This window comes from Natrinema sp. SYSU A 869 (genome assembly GCF_019879105.1).
Classification (GTDB): Archaea; Halobacteriota; Halobacteria; order Halobacteriales; family Natrialbaceae; genus Natrinema.
In genome coordinates this window covers 716,754-732,261 of the sequence record NZ_CP082248.1, presented here as the reverse complement: position 1 = coordinate 732,261, position 15,508 = coordinate 716,754, and the positions used below count along the sequence as shown (strand labels likewise).

Genomic DNA, 15,508 nt, shown 5'->3' with positions numbered 1-15,508 from the left:
TTTCGATGAGTACGAACACAGCAGACCATGAGTATAACGCGCGAAAGATCCACCAGTCACTGGGTGGCACAACGGCATTCTTCCGGGGTTATACGATCGGCGAACTCATGCTGTTCCTTGCAGTGGCGTTCGTCACCGTTGTTGCAGCGACGTTCGTCCCGGCGGCACTGACGATTCCCGTACTGGGCTTCGGGATCATGCTCACGACGCTGCTGTTCTTGCTCCACAAGGTCAAGCCCAGATACCTCTGGCTCACGGAGTGGCTCGCTGCCCGTTTCGGCTGGGCGATCAAGAACAAGGAGTATACCCACGGCGATGCGGACAACAGCGAGGTTCGCTACCTGACCCGCTTACAGCGGGTGTATCCCCACGCTGTCGAACGAACGGACGGAGCACTCGTCGGAGCGATGAAAGTCGAGCCAGCGAATATGGCTCTCGAGGACGACAATGCGTGGGCGAAGGCCGTTCAATCACTCTCGGAGTTTGCCAACTCGACTGTCGACTTTCCAGTGAAGATCTACGTCACCAGTCGAGAGGTCGATGAGGATGAGATTGTCCGTGCACACCAGGATCGACTTGGTGATGTCGACGTTCGCTCGCGTCCAGTCTTGAAACGGCTTCTCGAGGAATACGTTTCGGCGAACACGACCGAAAACAGGGAGATCGACTCTGAGACGACCACGATCCGCGAGTACTACCTTATTACTGCAGTGAACGATGCGGATATTGAGCACTTCGACGAAACTGACGATAGTGTCCTCGCCTATCTTGCAGAGATGCCCGCATTAGGCCGATTCTTCGACCGGTTCCAGACCGATGATCTGACCGACTCCGAGCGTGAGCGACTCAAAGAAGAACAACTCGAGTCTCGACTCACACAGCTCCGCCGTGGCGGCTCGTCGCTCTACCGGTGTTCAGTTAGCCCTGTCGACGCATACGACCTCGCTCGGATCACGAAGGAGTACTGGACGTGCCAAGCGGAAGAGTACGCTGATATCACGACCGCGCTCGGTACGTTCCCGGTCGTCTCGCACGGGATTAGCGACGGTGTCCCAGCGACGCCCGACCCGGATGACGTCCTCGATGCAATGGACGAACACGACGATCTGTCGGACACGAACTCGAGCAACCATGCCGAAGAGAACAGTGACGAGGACGCTGACGATGATCCGCCGGTTCCTTCCGATGACCGGCTACCAGACACGTCGACGATGCACCAGTCGGTTATCGCTCCCTCGACGATCGACTGGGAAACGACCTACGCCGTGATCAACGACGAGACATACGTCCGTACGTTCTGGATCGAACAATTCCCTGAAGAGCCGTCGGATGGACTCCTCGAGCGACTCTTACTCGAGACCGATCTGCAGACGGATCTCAGCATCCACCTCGATCCGTTCGATAGTCAGTCGGCCCAGGACATGATGGCCGACTGGATTTCGGACTTGAAGATCAACCAGCACGACTCGAACAGTCTCAAAGCCGAAGATCTGCAGGACGATATCGACCAGGCGAAGTACATGCGGTCGCTCGTTCGGGCGAACAAAGCATCGTTCTACCGGGGTGGTGTGTTCATTCGCCTCGCTGCCGAAAGTCAGCAAGAACTCGAGAATCAGACGACTCGATTACGCTCGATCATCAAGGATGCGCCGGCGAACTGTACGCTCAAAGTTGCGAGCCGCTGGCAGGAACGTGGCCTCGCAACGGTGTCACCGCTTGGAGCAAACGAACTCGGCCGCGATCGGATGTCCACACTGACGAATCAGGCGATCGGCGCGATGTTCCCGTTCTCGTCGAACTACCTCATGATGGACGACGGTATCGAATACGGCTATCACGGTCACAACGGGTCACCAGTCCGAATCAATCCGTGGGAACTCGAGACGGGACACAGCGAACTCGTCGTCGGGATGCCGGGTGCTGGGAAGACGTTCGGCGACATCATGCGCCACCTTCGGATGATGAAACGACGCAACGACACGATGCTCGTCCTCGTCGATCCAGTCGGCGGCTTCCGTGGCATCGCGGATGCCCTGAACGCAAAAACGATCACCGTCGGCGGCGACACGAAGCTCAACCCACTCGAGATCCGAGAGACGCCACAGCACGTCCTCGAGTCCAGCGATGGCATCTCTCCCCTCTCGGCGAAGAAAGACGAGGTCTACGCCGTTCTCGAGAACTTCCTCGACGCTCGTGATATCGAACTCGGAGCCGAAACTGGTGTCCTCTCGTACGTTATTGATGAGTCCTACCGACAAGCAGGGATCGTTGAGGACGACGTCTCGACGCACACGTCGGCGAACTCACCGACGATGCAGGACGTCCATCGGATTCTCTGTGATATCGCTGAGAACCCGGATGAGCACAATATTGCGGCATCCGAATCTGCTCGCGAGCGTGCCGCACAATATGCAGACGAACTCGCAATCGCGTTTCAGCCCTTCCGAGAGGGCGGTTCCTACGAAAATCTCTCACACCGCTCGGAGATCAATATCCTCGAGGGCGACAACAAGGTCGTCTACATCGATCTCGGTCAGATCGAGGGTAGTGCATCGGGGATCGACCGCCAGACGTTCCTGATGCAGCTCCTGCTCTCGACGATCTATCAGCAGGCGAAGAACACCCAACGGAACGTCGAGCTCGCGATCGACGAAGCGCACTACCTCTTCGAGGACCAGGCGAACCTTGATTTCCTCGAGACGGCGTTCCGTCATCAGCGCCACGCTGGGCTTCGAATGGTGTTACTCTCGCAGACTGCTCAGGAGTTCTACGAAACCGAACAGGCAGAGAAGATCATCGGCATGTGTCCGATCAAGGTCTTCCACAAGCTCCCCGATCTGGACGACGGGACAGCCGACAAAATCGGCTTGACGGAAGAGCAGCGCCGATACGTCAGAGGTGCTGACGCCGGGAAAGAGGATCTCGGCTATAGCCAGTCGCTTGTCCGTGTCGAGGAACACGGGACGTACCCGCTGCACGTTGTTGCTGATGACTTCGAGAAACGGGTCATCGACTACGAACCTGACGACCAGGCCTTCATCCAGCAAGCGATTAGCGACGACTCAGCAGAGTTGCTCGCCTTCGAAGAGTTCGTCGAAAACGAAGCACAGCGCAACGCGCTTGCGACGCATCTCGATCTCACTGCAGACACAGCGAGTCGTCTTCTCGAGGAGGATCTCACGAAAGAAGAAGTCCTCGATGCGGTCGTTGACCATGCCCTCGAGACGGACGCTGACGAGGCACATGTCCGGACTGACGGTGGGGAATCACCGACCAAAGGAGACACAACTGAAACGGAGTGTGACATCCAAGACCATGACTAGGCTCAAGCAAATCAGGAAGATCCTGAGTTCGTCGCCACGGTACAAGGCGACGCAACTCGACTACGGAGAGCACGACTCGTTCGTCCAACAGCAAGCCGACACGCCAGGAACGCTACTGCGGATTCGTCCCTACAAAGAAAACGAGGGAGTGGTAGATGGTGCAGGAGTCCTCCAGTCGGTCCACGATGTGACAACCAATTTCCGCGGGAAGAATACGAGCGATCACCACTCGTTCGAGGTCTGGTTCGACGAGGGGAAGATCAGATTCTACATGCACGCTGCCAGCGAGGCGGCCGCCGACAAATTCAGACGGCGTGTCGGGAACAACTATGCCAACAGTGAGGTATTCCAAGTAGAGGAGGCTCCTGCGTTTCCTATCATCGGCTCTGACGAGTATGTCGCTGGCGCGTGGCTCGAGATGGAGAAGATACCCTACTACCCGATTCGCCATCACAACAGCGAAGGGTTCGAGACAGACCCCTACGGTGAGATCACGAGCGAGATGTTGTCGCTCGACGAGAGTACGGTCGTCACACAGGTCATCTTCCGGCCTGCGAAACAGTCGTGGACCGACGGTGACCGGTTCAAGCACAATAGCGTCGACGAACTCGCCCACGCACTTCGCCAAGGGACATCCGTCGGCTGGATCAACCCGCAAACGAGACCACCGAGCGCCAAGGATAAGCAGGCCGCGAAGACGATCGAACAGCAACGTGGTGAACAGGCGTTCCACGTCAATATCCGCGTTCTCGCTGCCTCGGTAGAACAGGACGAAGCCGAATCTCGAGCCCACGGTGTCGCGGGGATGTTCAGGAAGTACTACAACGCGATCACCGAGCAAGGGCTCAGCGATACCCCGGTCTGGCATCGCAGGGAGCGGAAGCGAGCGAAGCGGCTCCGGCGATTCGTCCAGCGGATGAGTGACCGCGAGTGGGTCGATCGGCACATGATCATGACCGTCGACGAACTCGCCGGCGTCGCGCACATCCCCAATACAGAGATTGAGACGCCAAAGATCGACTGGCGATATACGCAACGTGGCGACCGCGTTCCCGCCGATCTTGGCCAATACGAACAATCCGCCGATAGCAGCGCTTCCACTGAACACAACGTCAACAACAGAGGACACAATGGTGTTTGATCGATTCTTTGACCGCGACAAGTCCGGAGAAGCAACGGAAGAGACGGAGACCAAGCCAGCGACACAAGCCACTGGTGACAGTGGCTCAGGGGCTGATTCACCACCAGCTCCCCAGTCCCGACTCGGCGAGACGTACGATATCGCTGAGCAGAAGACTAGCTCCGTCGGAGGGAAGCAAGCTGTCACTGAGACGGCTCGTGAGGGGACTGTCGCAGGACCGTTTATCCGCGAGATGTTCGAGGCAGGTGTCGATACCTCGTCTGCACCGCTCTGGATCGGCTACGATAAAGATCCCCAGACTGGCTTCCGTGAAGCACCACTTCGCTTTGACTCGCTCTTCCGTCATATCTGGATTACGGGCACCACCGGCTATGGGAAAACCACAGCACTCCTGAATATGATGGTTCAGTGGGCGTACGCTGGCCACGGCTTCGTGTACTTCGATCCGAAAGGCCGAGACTCCCGTGAACTGCTTCGGAAGCTTCCCGAACACCGTCTCGAGGACGTGGTCTGGATCGAGCCTGGGTCGACCACCCACGAGAAGACGGTCGGGATGAATTTCCTTGAGGTGCCCGAATGTGAGACAACCGAGGAACTCGAGAACGAGATCGAAAACCGGGTCGAGAACCTGAAGGCGGTCTTTGACACGTCCGACTACTGGGGTATCAATATGGAGGCGATTACCGAGTCGATGGCCCGAGCGATGATGAAATCGGAGAAACCGTTCTCCATTATCGATATGTATTTCACGTTGCTCAACGCCGAGCGACGGGAGGACTTCGCACTCGATGTCGAGGATCCCTATATCAGGGAGTTCTGTCTCGAGATCGCGAATATGGAAGAAGAGACGATCCGGCCACTTCTGAAACGGATCAAGTCGTGGGTCGAGAACTCGGTAATTCGCCGAATCATCGCCCATCGCGAGAGCACCATCGACTTCCGAGATATCATCGACAACGACCGCATCGTCATCGTTCGAACGCCCGTCGAGAATACGGACATCAAGAAGATGGTCACCCTCGGCGTGATGCGGAATCTCTGGAGTGCCATTCAGCATCGGTCGTACGAACGCGATTCCGATCCAGATCCTTATTTCGTCCTTTGTGACGAGTTTGACGACATCGCCAGTGACAATCTCGATATCGAGTCGATGCTGGCCCGTGCTCGGTCAATGCGACTGTCGGTGACTTTGGCTTCGCAGTATCCCTCCCAACTCGACGAGGACACGCTGAAGGCAATGCAGAACAATTGTGACAACCTCCTCGCCTTCTCGGTCAACGACGTCGACGACGCTCGGCTCCTGATGAAACGGTTCCAAGACTACACCGCAGAGGACCTGATTTCGACAGATCAGTACAAAGCCTGGACGAAATTACCGCTCGATGGTGGACGCTACTCGGAGCCGCTGCTCCTCAATATGTTCCCGCCGTACCCACCGCTTCGATCTGCCGAGGCTGTTGACGTGATTGTCGAAGCGAGCCTCGAGCGGTATGGGACTGATCCGCTGACGGACGCTGAGATTCTACAGGATCTCATCTATAGCGATTCGAACGAGGCGGCGAACCCCAAGCAGATTCTCGAGGAAACGATGGCGGAAGCCGTTCGTGCAGTCCAGATTCGAGAAAGCGTGCGAGCAGAAAACGGCTGGGTCGATGTCACTATTGTCGACGAGGAACTCGCGGCCCGTCTCGAGAATACTGAGCCTGAGATCGACGTTGCACCCGAAGACTTGCCTGACGTTCGTGAGGAATCCCGGTTGCTTGAGGTTACGCTGCAGAACGACGACATCGTGGTTCGGCTCACTGACGACGGAGAAACAGTGGTCGAACCCGAGACGGGCACTGTCAGATCTGCCGGTGGGTCGAGTCACGATGCACTCCTCCTCGAGACGGAAACAGCACTCACCGAACGTGGATTCAGTGTCGAAATCCTCGAGCAGGACGGAAGCGAGCAACCGGACGCCATCGCGACGCATCCAGATCACGACGTCGTGTTCAACATCGAGGCTGAGACAACGACGCCAGAGCGACCCGTCAAGGTCTTGCAGAATCTCAAGCGAGCCCACGAAGCGGATCGAATTCCGATCTTCGTCGTTCGACCTGGTGACTCCGAGACAGAGTGGGCGACTCGAGTCGAGAATATCCTCTCGCCACCGCTGCAAGAGCGAGCCGATGGCACTGAACAATTCTACAACTGCGACGAGGTCGTGACCTTCGGTGGTGGTGCGACTGCTCACGGTGGCGTCACTGCCGTTCGGCCCAAGACATCTGAGACGAACCGAACTGTTTGGACACGAGGGACGGTGATATCGTTCTTTCAGACGGTGAAACAGAGTTTGCCCGCGTTCCAGATGCGGGCACCCTCTCGAAAGACAGTGTGCCAGCCTACTATAGCTATGATCAAGAAACCGGCCAGTATACGGTCTACGAGAGTGGAGAGACCCATGTCTACAACTCGAGAGACGACTTTGAGGAGGAGTGGATGCCGATCAAACGGCCGTTCTATCCTGCCGTCGACCTGCCAGATCCGGATTATTCGCATGATAGCTACCTGATCCTAATACACCCCACAGATGGGAGTCCTGTACTCTTCCAGCAAGGCGAGACATACGACTTGTCCGACTCGCCAAGCGATGAGGAACTCTGGCCAGACATCCCTTCAGGGAATCACTCTCGAGCAACGGAGTCGTCCTCATCAGTAGAGTCAGGTTCATCAATATCGGAGCCAGTTGAGGTTGACCCAGACGGCGACGGCATTGAGGCGTTCGCAGCGATGTACATCAGGGAGGCTTCTGGAGCACAAATTCCAAAGGCAGCACTGTTTCAGGCCTACTCGAGATGGACCGACCAGCACGACATTGATGGGACAAACGCGAGCTGGTTCGGTCGAAAGCTTGCGAACGTCGTTGACTATGAGGATACCCGAGTCAGAGATGGTGGCGATCTCGTGACTGTCTACACCGGTATCGATCTGACCAGTGATGGATCAGAGTTCCTTGAGTGAGAGATACTATCAGAACGATGAATATAATTCACCCACTTGGACCACTGAAGATCTCGCCCCCACAGACCAAATTCAGAAATCCGAGTACTAACCGGTATATTTGCCATTATCCGCCGTATCGACAAATTTGTTCAGGACAAATTTCCCGTTCAGGGCAAATTTCCCGTTCAGGTCACGGAATTGGTAACTGTTCAGGGCAAAATCGCAGTACTGAGGCGATGTTCAGGGCAAATTCACGCTCAAAACCAACTAGTATAGAACGGGTTGCACCCGTTGGACAGGGTCACGGACAGTCTACCAGCCTATGGCATGTTTATCAGCATACTGATGGGTGGTATGCGACCAGATGGACGTGCAGTACGAGGCGGATCGGCGATGACTGAACGGACGGTTTCGGTGCTCCCTGAGCAGTTACGTGAGCGTGACCAGTGGGTCTGCTGGCGAGAAGAACCTCGAGACGGGAAGCCGACTAAGATCCCGGTGACACCTGGGAGTGGTGAGTTCGCCTCCTCGACGGATCCAGAGACATGGGTGTCGGTCGAACCCGCGCTCGAGTACGCCGATTCGGGGGATGCAGATGGCGTCGGGTTCGTGTTTACCGACGATGATCCTATCGTTGGTGTGGATCTCGATGACTGCCGAGACCCAGAGACTGAGACCGTCGACGACGCAGCACAGGACATTATCGAGCGGCTTGATTCCTATACAGAGATTTCTCCGTCAGGAACTGGCTTCCATGTGCTCATCGAGGGTGAACTCCCGGACGGACGGAATCGACGTGGAAGTATTGAACTGTACGACACCGCCCGGTTTTTCACCGTGACTGGTGACACCCTCGAGGAGATGCCCAGTCGCGTTGCTCGTCGGCAGGATGCACTCGAGGCGATCCACCAGGAGTACGTCCAAGATACCGATACTAACGCAAAACCCGAATCCGGGTATCGAGGCACAACTGACGAACAGGTGCCGACGGACGAGGTAGTCGATATCGGCGTTAATCTCGAGGACGAGGAGTTGCTCGAAAAGGCTCGAAATGCATCGAACGGTGGGAAATTCGAGCGGTTATGGCGTGGCTCGACTGCTGGGTACGAGAGTCAGTCAGAAGCTGATATGGCGCTGTGCTGTCTGCTGGCGTTCTGGACCGGCGGCGACCACACTCGAGTGGATCGACTCTTCCGGCAGTCTGGATTGCTCCGGGAGAAGTGGGGCGACGTCCACTACGCCGACGGATCGACGTACGGCGAGAAGACCATCGAACGAGCGATTACGAACACCTCCGACTTCTACGATCCGGACGCTCGAGATGACTCGAGTGAAGCGAGTTCCAGACAGAGCGAGTCGTCGATCGCCGGCAGTCGTGACGAACCAGTGCAAAATCATGCGTATCTAGTCGAGAAGAATCGACTGTTGACTGACCGCGTCGACGACCTCGAGGTAACACTCGAGGAGAAAGACGAACGTATTGCGGACCTCGAGGCAACCAACAAAACGCTTCGGGAGGCACTCAGTGACTGTCAGGAGGCACTCGAGAGTCGTGAGCAGGCTTCGTCCCCTGAGAAAGATGAGACGGGTGCTGACGACGGTGACTCGATCTGGGGCCGTGCACGGCGGTTCGTTGGTGATAACAATTGAGTCCCCGTTCCAAAGTACTCTGACGGGTTTATCGACTCCCCGGAGGGTGAGGAGTTCAACGATGACTGTAACCAACCAGACAGATGACCAACGCATTGTGTGGGTAGACGAACCACTCGAGGAGTGTCGGTATGATTCGATTCCAGCGGCGCTTGGTTCTATTGGATCACCGATCGGCTGCTCGAAATGCGGTGCATCAGGAATACTAATTGGTTAGAAAATATAAATTGGTGTAGTGGACAGTCAGTTGGCCTATGGAACTACAAGACTAAACGAACTCAGCGATGCGACCAAGAGGCAACCCGTGCTGCTCTGTCAGTATTCCCCTTTCATTCTCGAATGAACGAGCAGTTCCTCAATTGGAGCGGCAGAAGTCTGAAGTACATGAACTTCGAACTAGTGACTATGACCCCCGATCACGATCGTATTCGTCCGGACGGAGGGATTGATGCGCTGGATCCTCCACCGATGGATGTGATGGACGAAGAAACGCTCGAGCCAGGGACGCTGGCGCAGAACGCACCTCGACTGGAAATAGTCGTACAACTGCTTAATCGGCCAGCGCTGGCTCGCGTCTACGTGTACGTCTGCTATTGGGGGCCAGTTGCCCCGCCGGAGATCATAGACACCCTCGAGCTTTCGAAATCGACCACGTACGAGTACGTCGAGACGCTGGTTGACCTTGGGCTGGTCGACTGCGACGATTCGACGCGGCCCCAGAAACTGACCGCTGATCCGATCATCATCGTCGAACAATACGTCCCAATCGTCATTACGCCGACCGTCCTCCACGCGCTTGCGCTCCAAGCGGTCGACGAGGATGTCGAGTACTTCCTTGACCGGTACGGTATCGGCAAACTGATTGCCGCGTTGCGCGGTGCCGGGCTGCACTTCGCGGGGAAGACGACCCAGCGAATGGTCGCGTCCGACATCGACGTTCGCGACACCGAAGCGATGATGATCATCTCTGCGCTCAAGCCCGCGCTAGCCGTCGGCCGGGAACACGATCCGTTCTTTGAGCACCTCTTTCCGGACGTGTCTGACGAGATGGAACTCCCCGATACTGACGAGCAAGCTGGTGCCCCCTCGAGCACGCCGGATATTGACGGGTGACTCCGGTGGATGAGTCGAAATCCGCTATTAGCAGCAGATCAAGATGTCCTCGTCGATGCGAACATTTTCTATGCGATCGGACGCCCCACAAATCCACAATACCGTCGGTTTCGAAGTGCAGTCCAGAATGCTGGGGTCGTTTGCAACCTTCCCCGACGTGTGATCGGCGAACTTGGTGGACCAGAGACGGACCGTGTTCGAACAGCACTCGACCAAGGGTGGGCCGAGATCATTGATGCCCCGTCACCGACTGATGGGGATGCTGTCGCTGCGAGCGATATTGCCAAGCGGACCATTGCGAATGAAACTGGCCAGGCCGAACACGAGGTCGAAAAGACCGATGCGATTCTTGCCGGATTGGCCATTCAGTATGTCAGAGACCGCTCATCGGGAGGCATCATTGTGCTCACTGACGATAAGCCGGCTCGGAAGGGTATCGAGAACGCAGTCAGAGCACAGGGCTACACGGATACGATCACGGTATATGGATTGGCAGACATCATCGGAGACGACTCCGGTGATTCGATGCAGTTGATTTAGGTGGCACTCATGTGGTTCGCGTACCAATTGAGCATCTCTTGGAAAGGCTATGGAGCGTGCTGGCGTCACCTGTTGGGAGATGATAGATATTCTCACTGAGGTCGATGGTGAGGTTCGTCTTGGCCCACAGTCCATGACAACCTCGAGGTAGAAACCGAGACAGCAGAGGTTCGAAAGGTGAGTAGCTACAGATTATTATATTTCTAACACAGGGAATTAGATATTTAAATAATCCAATGGGAAGCAGTCCGGTGTACCACAAACCTGATCGCTATTTACTCCAGTAGGGAGTAGAGAGACTATTTTGTATGTGCTGAAGCGTGACTACGCGAATTCTCTTCTCAACTGTGAGGCTAAACCTGTGCCACCACAACCTTCATATGAATCGAGAAAGTACGATACGATGCTGATGACTCAGAGTACCCTCAATCGAATCTGGAATCGCCTCGCAAACCGCTACGGGCAGGATGAGGAGTCCGAATGTTGTGGAGCCGCTATCGAAGAAGTCCAATCTAATTCGACAGAAACCGAGTCCGAAAGCTGCTGCGAATAATTCGAACCGAGAAATACAAATATGTCTAAGCCAGATTCGCCACCCGACGAAGCCTACAGCGCACTCGAACGGCTGTACGACGATCCAGAAGAACGAATCGCCACCTTACAGGATATCCGGCCATCTGAACAAGATGTCGCCGGTCAGGAGACCGTCTTCAAGGCCCTCGGGAATGAGGACCGCCTCCGAGTTCTGAGTGCACTCCGCGAATCCGAGTGTTGTGGTTGTGAGTTACAGATCGTGCTCGACGCCCCCCAATCGACGGTCGCCACCCACCTCCGGAAGCTGAAAGAGGCAGGACTGGTCAAATCCCGGAAGAAGGGCAAGTGGAGCTACTATCGCATCGCTGATACCGCGGTCTTCGAACTGCTTGATCTCGCCCACGCTATTCAGGAGAGCGCGTGAGATGCTTCCACCAGGCCTTCCCAATGCGCTCCTCGACTCGTGGGATTACTTCCTGCACCTCGCCGTCATTCTCGTACCGCTGTTCATCGGGGCCTCCTTCCTCGTGGGTCTCGCACAGGAGTATCTCCCCCCAAAGAAAGTCGAACGCAAGCTCCGTGGTCATGACGAAGGGACTGGCAACGCTGCTGCAGCTGGCTTGGGTGCGGTAACACCGTTTTGTTCGTGTTCGACTGTCCCTGTTCTCGCCGGTTTGCTGCAAGCAGGCGCGCCGCTTGGACTCGCGTTCTCGTTCCTACTCGCATCGCCACTCGTGAACGAGATTGCCGTACTGCTACTCATAGGACTTTTCGGGATCGAGGTGACTATCTACTACGTCACAATCACCTTCGTTGCCGCTGTCGTCGGTGGCATCATCATCGGACGGCTCGGATTAGCCGACCACGTCAAAGAGGTCCGCATTACGGATAGTACGAGTCAGGCCGTAGCGGACGGCGGGACAGTTGATTGCTGTGCCGGAGGGACAGCGAATGTAGAGCAGACGCACCGACAGCATTTCGAATCAGCCGCGCGTGAAGCGTGGTCGTTCTTCGTCGATACACTTCCGTATCTTATACTCGGAATGACGATCGGTGCGCTAATTCACGGCGCCGTTCCGGTTGATATGCTTCATACCGTCCTTGGTTCGGAGAACCCGCTCGCCGTGCCGTTAGCGGCGTTGGCCGGTGCCCCGGTCTACATTAGCCTCAGCGGCATGCTCCCCATCGCCGCCTCGCTCAGCGAACACGGGATTGAGATCGGGACCGTTCTTGCGTTCGTTATCGGTGGCGCAGGCGTGAGCATCCCGAATCTAATTCTCCTAAACAAACTGTTCAAACGCCGGCTATTGCTCGTCTACGCTGGAACCGTCGTCACAATCGGTATTACCGTTGGCATCGTGTTCAATCTCTTCATCGTCTGATTTCCAAATATGAGAGAGCAACACTCAGACCCCCTTAGTGAAGGTAGCAAGCCTGTTGAATTCCAAACTGGGTCCTGGCCGATCAAACCACCAGTCGACACAATCCTCGTCGCAGCGGACTCCAAAAAAGCTGACACTTATCCGACAAACAACAATGACTGAAAATACAACCTCTCAAGAAGAATCGACTTTCACTGACGATGAACAGCACGAGACAGTCCGCGACCGATACGCGGAGGTGGCATCTGATGACACGGGCTGTTGCGAATCGAGTTCGAACGCTGACTGCGGTAGTGGCACGGAGTCACCAACAAGTGACGATACCGACACAGAGACGCTAACCGGGTGCTGTACAAACGATGAAACATCAACAACATGGGCGGAACAAGTTGGGTATAGTTCTGAAGAAATCGAGTCGGTTCCGACTGATGCGAACCTCGGACTTGGGTGTGGTAATCCGACCGCTATCGCAAACCTGACCCAAGGGCAGACGGTTCTAGACCTCGGCTCCGGCGGAGGATTCGACTGTTTCCTCGCTGCAAACGAGGTCGGCACGGATGGACACGTCATCGGAGTCGATATGACGCCCGAGATGATCGAAAAAGCCCGTGCAAATAGTGAAGAAAACGACACTGAGAACGTTGAGTTCCGACTCGGTGAAATAGAACATCTCCCTATTAGTGACGATACCATCGACGTCATCATCTCGAACTGCGTAATCAATCTCTCACCCGACAAGCGCCACGTGTTTGAAGAGGCCTATCGAGTGCTCCGACCCGGCGGTAGACTGGCTATCTCGGATGTCGTTTTGACCGCTGAACTCCCTGACGAGTTGCGTGCAGACCTCGACTCAATCGCAGAGTGCGTTGGCGGTGCAACACGAATTAAGAAATTAGAGGGTCTTCTCGAAGACGCGGGATTCCAAGACGTCCAAATCGAACCTCAGGACGAAACCCAAGACTTCATCCGCGAGTGGGGTGACGACCGCGACTTAGACGAGGTACTCATTTCTGCGACTATCCGGGCACACAGGCCGAGCAATTAGCCACTACGTTGGAATTTGCTCGTAACCTTTTCTGAATAAGTGTAACCAGTACTGATACAGAACGATAGCGCATACCCGCGTCTTCAGGCGCGGGTCGAGCGGTAGGCCTATCCGACCAACTATCGTAGATGGCCGGAACGGATTTCCATCAAAACTGTTTTAGTGTGGTGCGTCGTAGCATAGAGCGCGACGAATACCGTGAGATGCCGTTCCTGAACCACAAAGGATGGCGAACCAGCGGTGGTTCGCACGGCGATGACATGGTATTCGACGGGGCCTGTTTGACCGGGCCACAGCCCTATACAGGGGAGGAAACGAGAGTTCCCCCGGTATGCTGCCGGTTCCCCTTGAGTGCGGGCTGGAACCTCGAACGCCACACCCGGCGGAAATCAGATGGTCGGATTCCACGCCCTTCAGGGCGTGGAGGAGGTCAAGGTTCGCCTGTTCCTCTACAAGTACGCGGGGGACTACAGCGATAGCGAACTCGCTGACCGCGTCGACTTGTGGCAGTACCTCGAACTCCGCTTCGACCTCGACGATACACCGACTCAACAGACTCTCTCATACACATGGCGCAACCGCTTCGATGTAGGCCTCTGCAAGCTGATCGTCGCCGCTGGAAGGGCCATCTGACGGGAGGCCATCGGGCACGACGTTATTCGCTACGACCATGCGGACAGCAAAGACGAGACTGATAGCGAGTTCGAGACGAACGAGGTCCCCAGGCGGCCTTTCAGGAGCAAAAATCCTGAGACTCGTTTCTCACGCACATGCTGTCTCTGAAGCGCATTTTCTTTCACCAGTTCTCAGAACGCTTATAGCCCTATACACAATAATTTCGATATGTACGATTTGACTGGCTTTCAGCGTGATGTCTTGTATGCGATCGCCGGCCAAGACGAACCCCATGGTCTTGCGATCAAAGACGAACTCGAGAACTACTACGAGACGGAGATCCATCACGGCCGGCTGTATCCCAACCTCGACGAGGTTGTCGACAAGGGCCTCGTCGAGAAAGGCAAACTCGACAAGCGAACGAACTACTACACGATCACTGCCCGCGGCCAGCGTGAACTTGAAGCCCGGCGCGAGTGGGAAGACCAGTACGTCGATGGATTCAGCTCGAGCGACGAGTAGCTAGTTCGATCGGTCATCGGAGAACGGGCCTCTCTATCGTTCGAATACGCCGTTTCCTCGGATGCAGCGCCAGATCGAATCGGGCAGATTCAAGCCACGGGTTGTGGCCGCTACTATCGGCGACGCGCCATCCCAGGACGGCTACGCTGGTGGCCTCGGTTCTGAGATGTGGAAAGATACCAATGGCCGCTACCCGGATTATCATGTTGAACATGGCCACTGTAGCGACCTCGTTGAGTACATGGGTCCGACGCGCGACCGGCGCCATTGGGTGATCGACGAGAAGGTCGAATCGAAAGAGATCGAGCTGCCAGCAACAGTCTACAAAGACCTTAGAGGACCGAATGCTTATCCATCCACCACCCGTACACACGACCAATGAGTACCGAGACCGATCGGAACGGTAACCATGAGGTCCGGACTACGATCACGCTCACCAACGAAGGTGAGTGGTGGGTCGCAAAAGACGAGGAAACAGGCGTGTCCAGTCAGGGTACGACCCGGATCGAAGCGCTCGAGAACCTCGATGAGGCTGTCGCTGGCTATAAGGGAGAGGGAAGAGAGCCCAGCGAGGAAGAACTCCGAGAGATCGGCATTGATCCCGAGAACAACGTCTCCGGAGAGTCGCTCCCCGACGAATTTCAGTAGAGTTCGTTTC

At 55.9% G+C, this 15,508-nt stretch carries 12 protein-coding genes and 1 pseudogene; all 13 read left to right on the top strand.

Annotation, left to right across the window (positions count from 1 at the left end):
- The first annotated feature begins 5 nt into the window (after window positions 1–5).
- The 13 genes and pseudogenes from K6I40_RS07400 (at window position 6) to K6I40_RS07340 (ending at window position 15,498) form a co-directional block, all read left to right on the top strand.
- Entirely contained in the window at window positions 6–3,323 is a 3,318-nt protein-coding gene (locus tag K6I40_RS07400) for a conjugal transfer protein (RefSeq protein WP_222914078.1), read from the top strand.
- Window positions 3,316–4,464, top strand: a complete 1,149-nt coding sequence (locus K6I40_RS07395; RefSeq protein ID WP_222914076.1) for a hypothetical protein — start codon at window positions 3,316–3,318, stop codon at window positions 4,462–4,464. Before K6I40_RS07400 ends, K6I40_RS07395 begins: the two co-directional genes overlap by 8 nt.
- Window positions 4,454–7,467: pseudogene (locus tag K6I40_RS07390) on the top strand (type IV secretion system DNA-binding domain-containing protein). The gene K6I40_RS07395 and the pseudogene K6I40_RS07390 overlap by 11 nt, the downstream one beginning before the upstream one ends.
- 375 nt (window positions 7,468–7,842) lie before the next feature.
- Entirely contained in the window at window positions 7,843–9,099 is a 1,257-nt protein-coding gene (locus K6I40_RS07385) for a hypothetical protein (RefSeq protein ID WP_222914074.1), read from the top strand.
- Between the two features lie 405 nt (window positions 9,100–9,504).
- The gene (locus K6I40_RS07380) at window positions 9,505–10,212 is read left to right on the top strand and encodes a helix-turn-helix domain-containing protein (RefSeq protein ID WP_222914072.1); all 708 of its coding nucleotides are present in this window, start codon (window positions 9,505–9,507) and stop codon (window positions 10,210–10,212) included.
- Between the two features lie 9 nt (window positions 10,213–10,221).
- Window positions 10,222–10,752, top strand: coding sequence for a hypothetical protein (locus tag K6I40_RS07375; RefSeq protein WP_222914069.1), 531 nt, complete (start codon window positions 10,222–10,224; stop codon window positions 10,750–10,752).
- Window positions 10,753–11,326: 574 nt separating this feature from the next.
- Window positions 11,327–11,710, top strand: a complete 384-nt coding sequence (locus K6I40_RS07370) for a metalloregulator ArsR/SmtB family transcription factor (protein WP_222914067.1) — start codon at window positions 11,327–11,329, stop codon at window positions 11,708–11,710.
- A gap of 1 nt (window position 11,711) precedes the next feature.
- Window positions 11,712–12,668 (top strand): permease, encoded by a 957-nt coding sequence (locus K6I40_RS07365; protein ID WP_222914065.1) that lies wholly within the window; start codon window positions 11,712–11,714, stop codon window positions 12,666–12,668.
- Window positions 12,669–12,822: 154 nt separating this feature from the next.
- A complete protein-coding gene (locus tag K6I40_RS07360; protein ID WP_222914986.1) occupies window positions 12,823–13,713 on the top strand; it encodes an arsenite methyltransferase in 891 nt (296 codons plus the stop codon).
- A gap of 393 nt (window positions 13,714–14,106) precedes the next feature.
- On the top strand, window positions 14,107–14,346 hold the full coding sequence (locus K6I40_RS07355) for a hypothetical protein (RefSeq protein ID WP_222914063.1): 240 nt from the start codon (window positions 14,107–14,109) through the stop codon (window positions 14,344–14,346).
- Between the two features lie 210 nt (window positions 14,347–14,556).
- A complete protein-coding gene (locus tag K6I40_RS07350) occupies window positions 14,557–14,850 on the top strand; it encodes a PadR family transcriptional regulator (RefSeq protein ID WP_222914061.1) in 294 nt (97 codons plus the stop codon).
- A 61-nt stretch (window positions 14,851–14,911) separates the two neighbouring features.
- Window positions 14,912–15,232 (top strand): hypothetical protein, encoded by a 321-nt coding sequence (locus K6I40_RS07345; RefSeq protein ID WP_222914059.1) that lies wholly within the window; start codon window positions 14,912–14,914, stop codon window positions 15,230–15,232.
- Window positions 15,229–15,498: a type II toxin-antitoxin system HicB family antitoxin gene (locus K6I40_RS07340; RefSeq protein ID WP_175416523.1), complete on the top strand. Its 270-nt coding sequence runs from the start codon at window positions 15,229–15,231 to the stop codon at window positions 15,496–15,498. Before K6I40_RS07345 ends, K6I40_RS07340 begins: the two co-directional genes overlap by 4 nt.
- The last annotated feature ends 10 nt before the right edge of the window (window positions 15,499–15,508 follow it).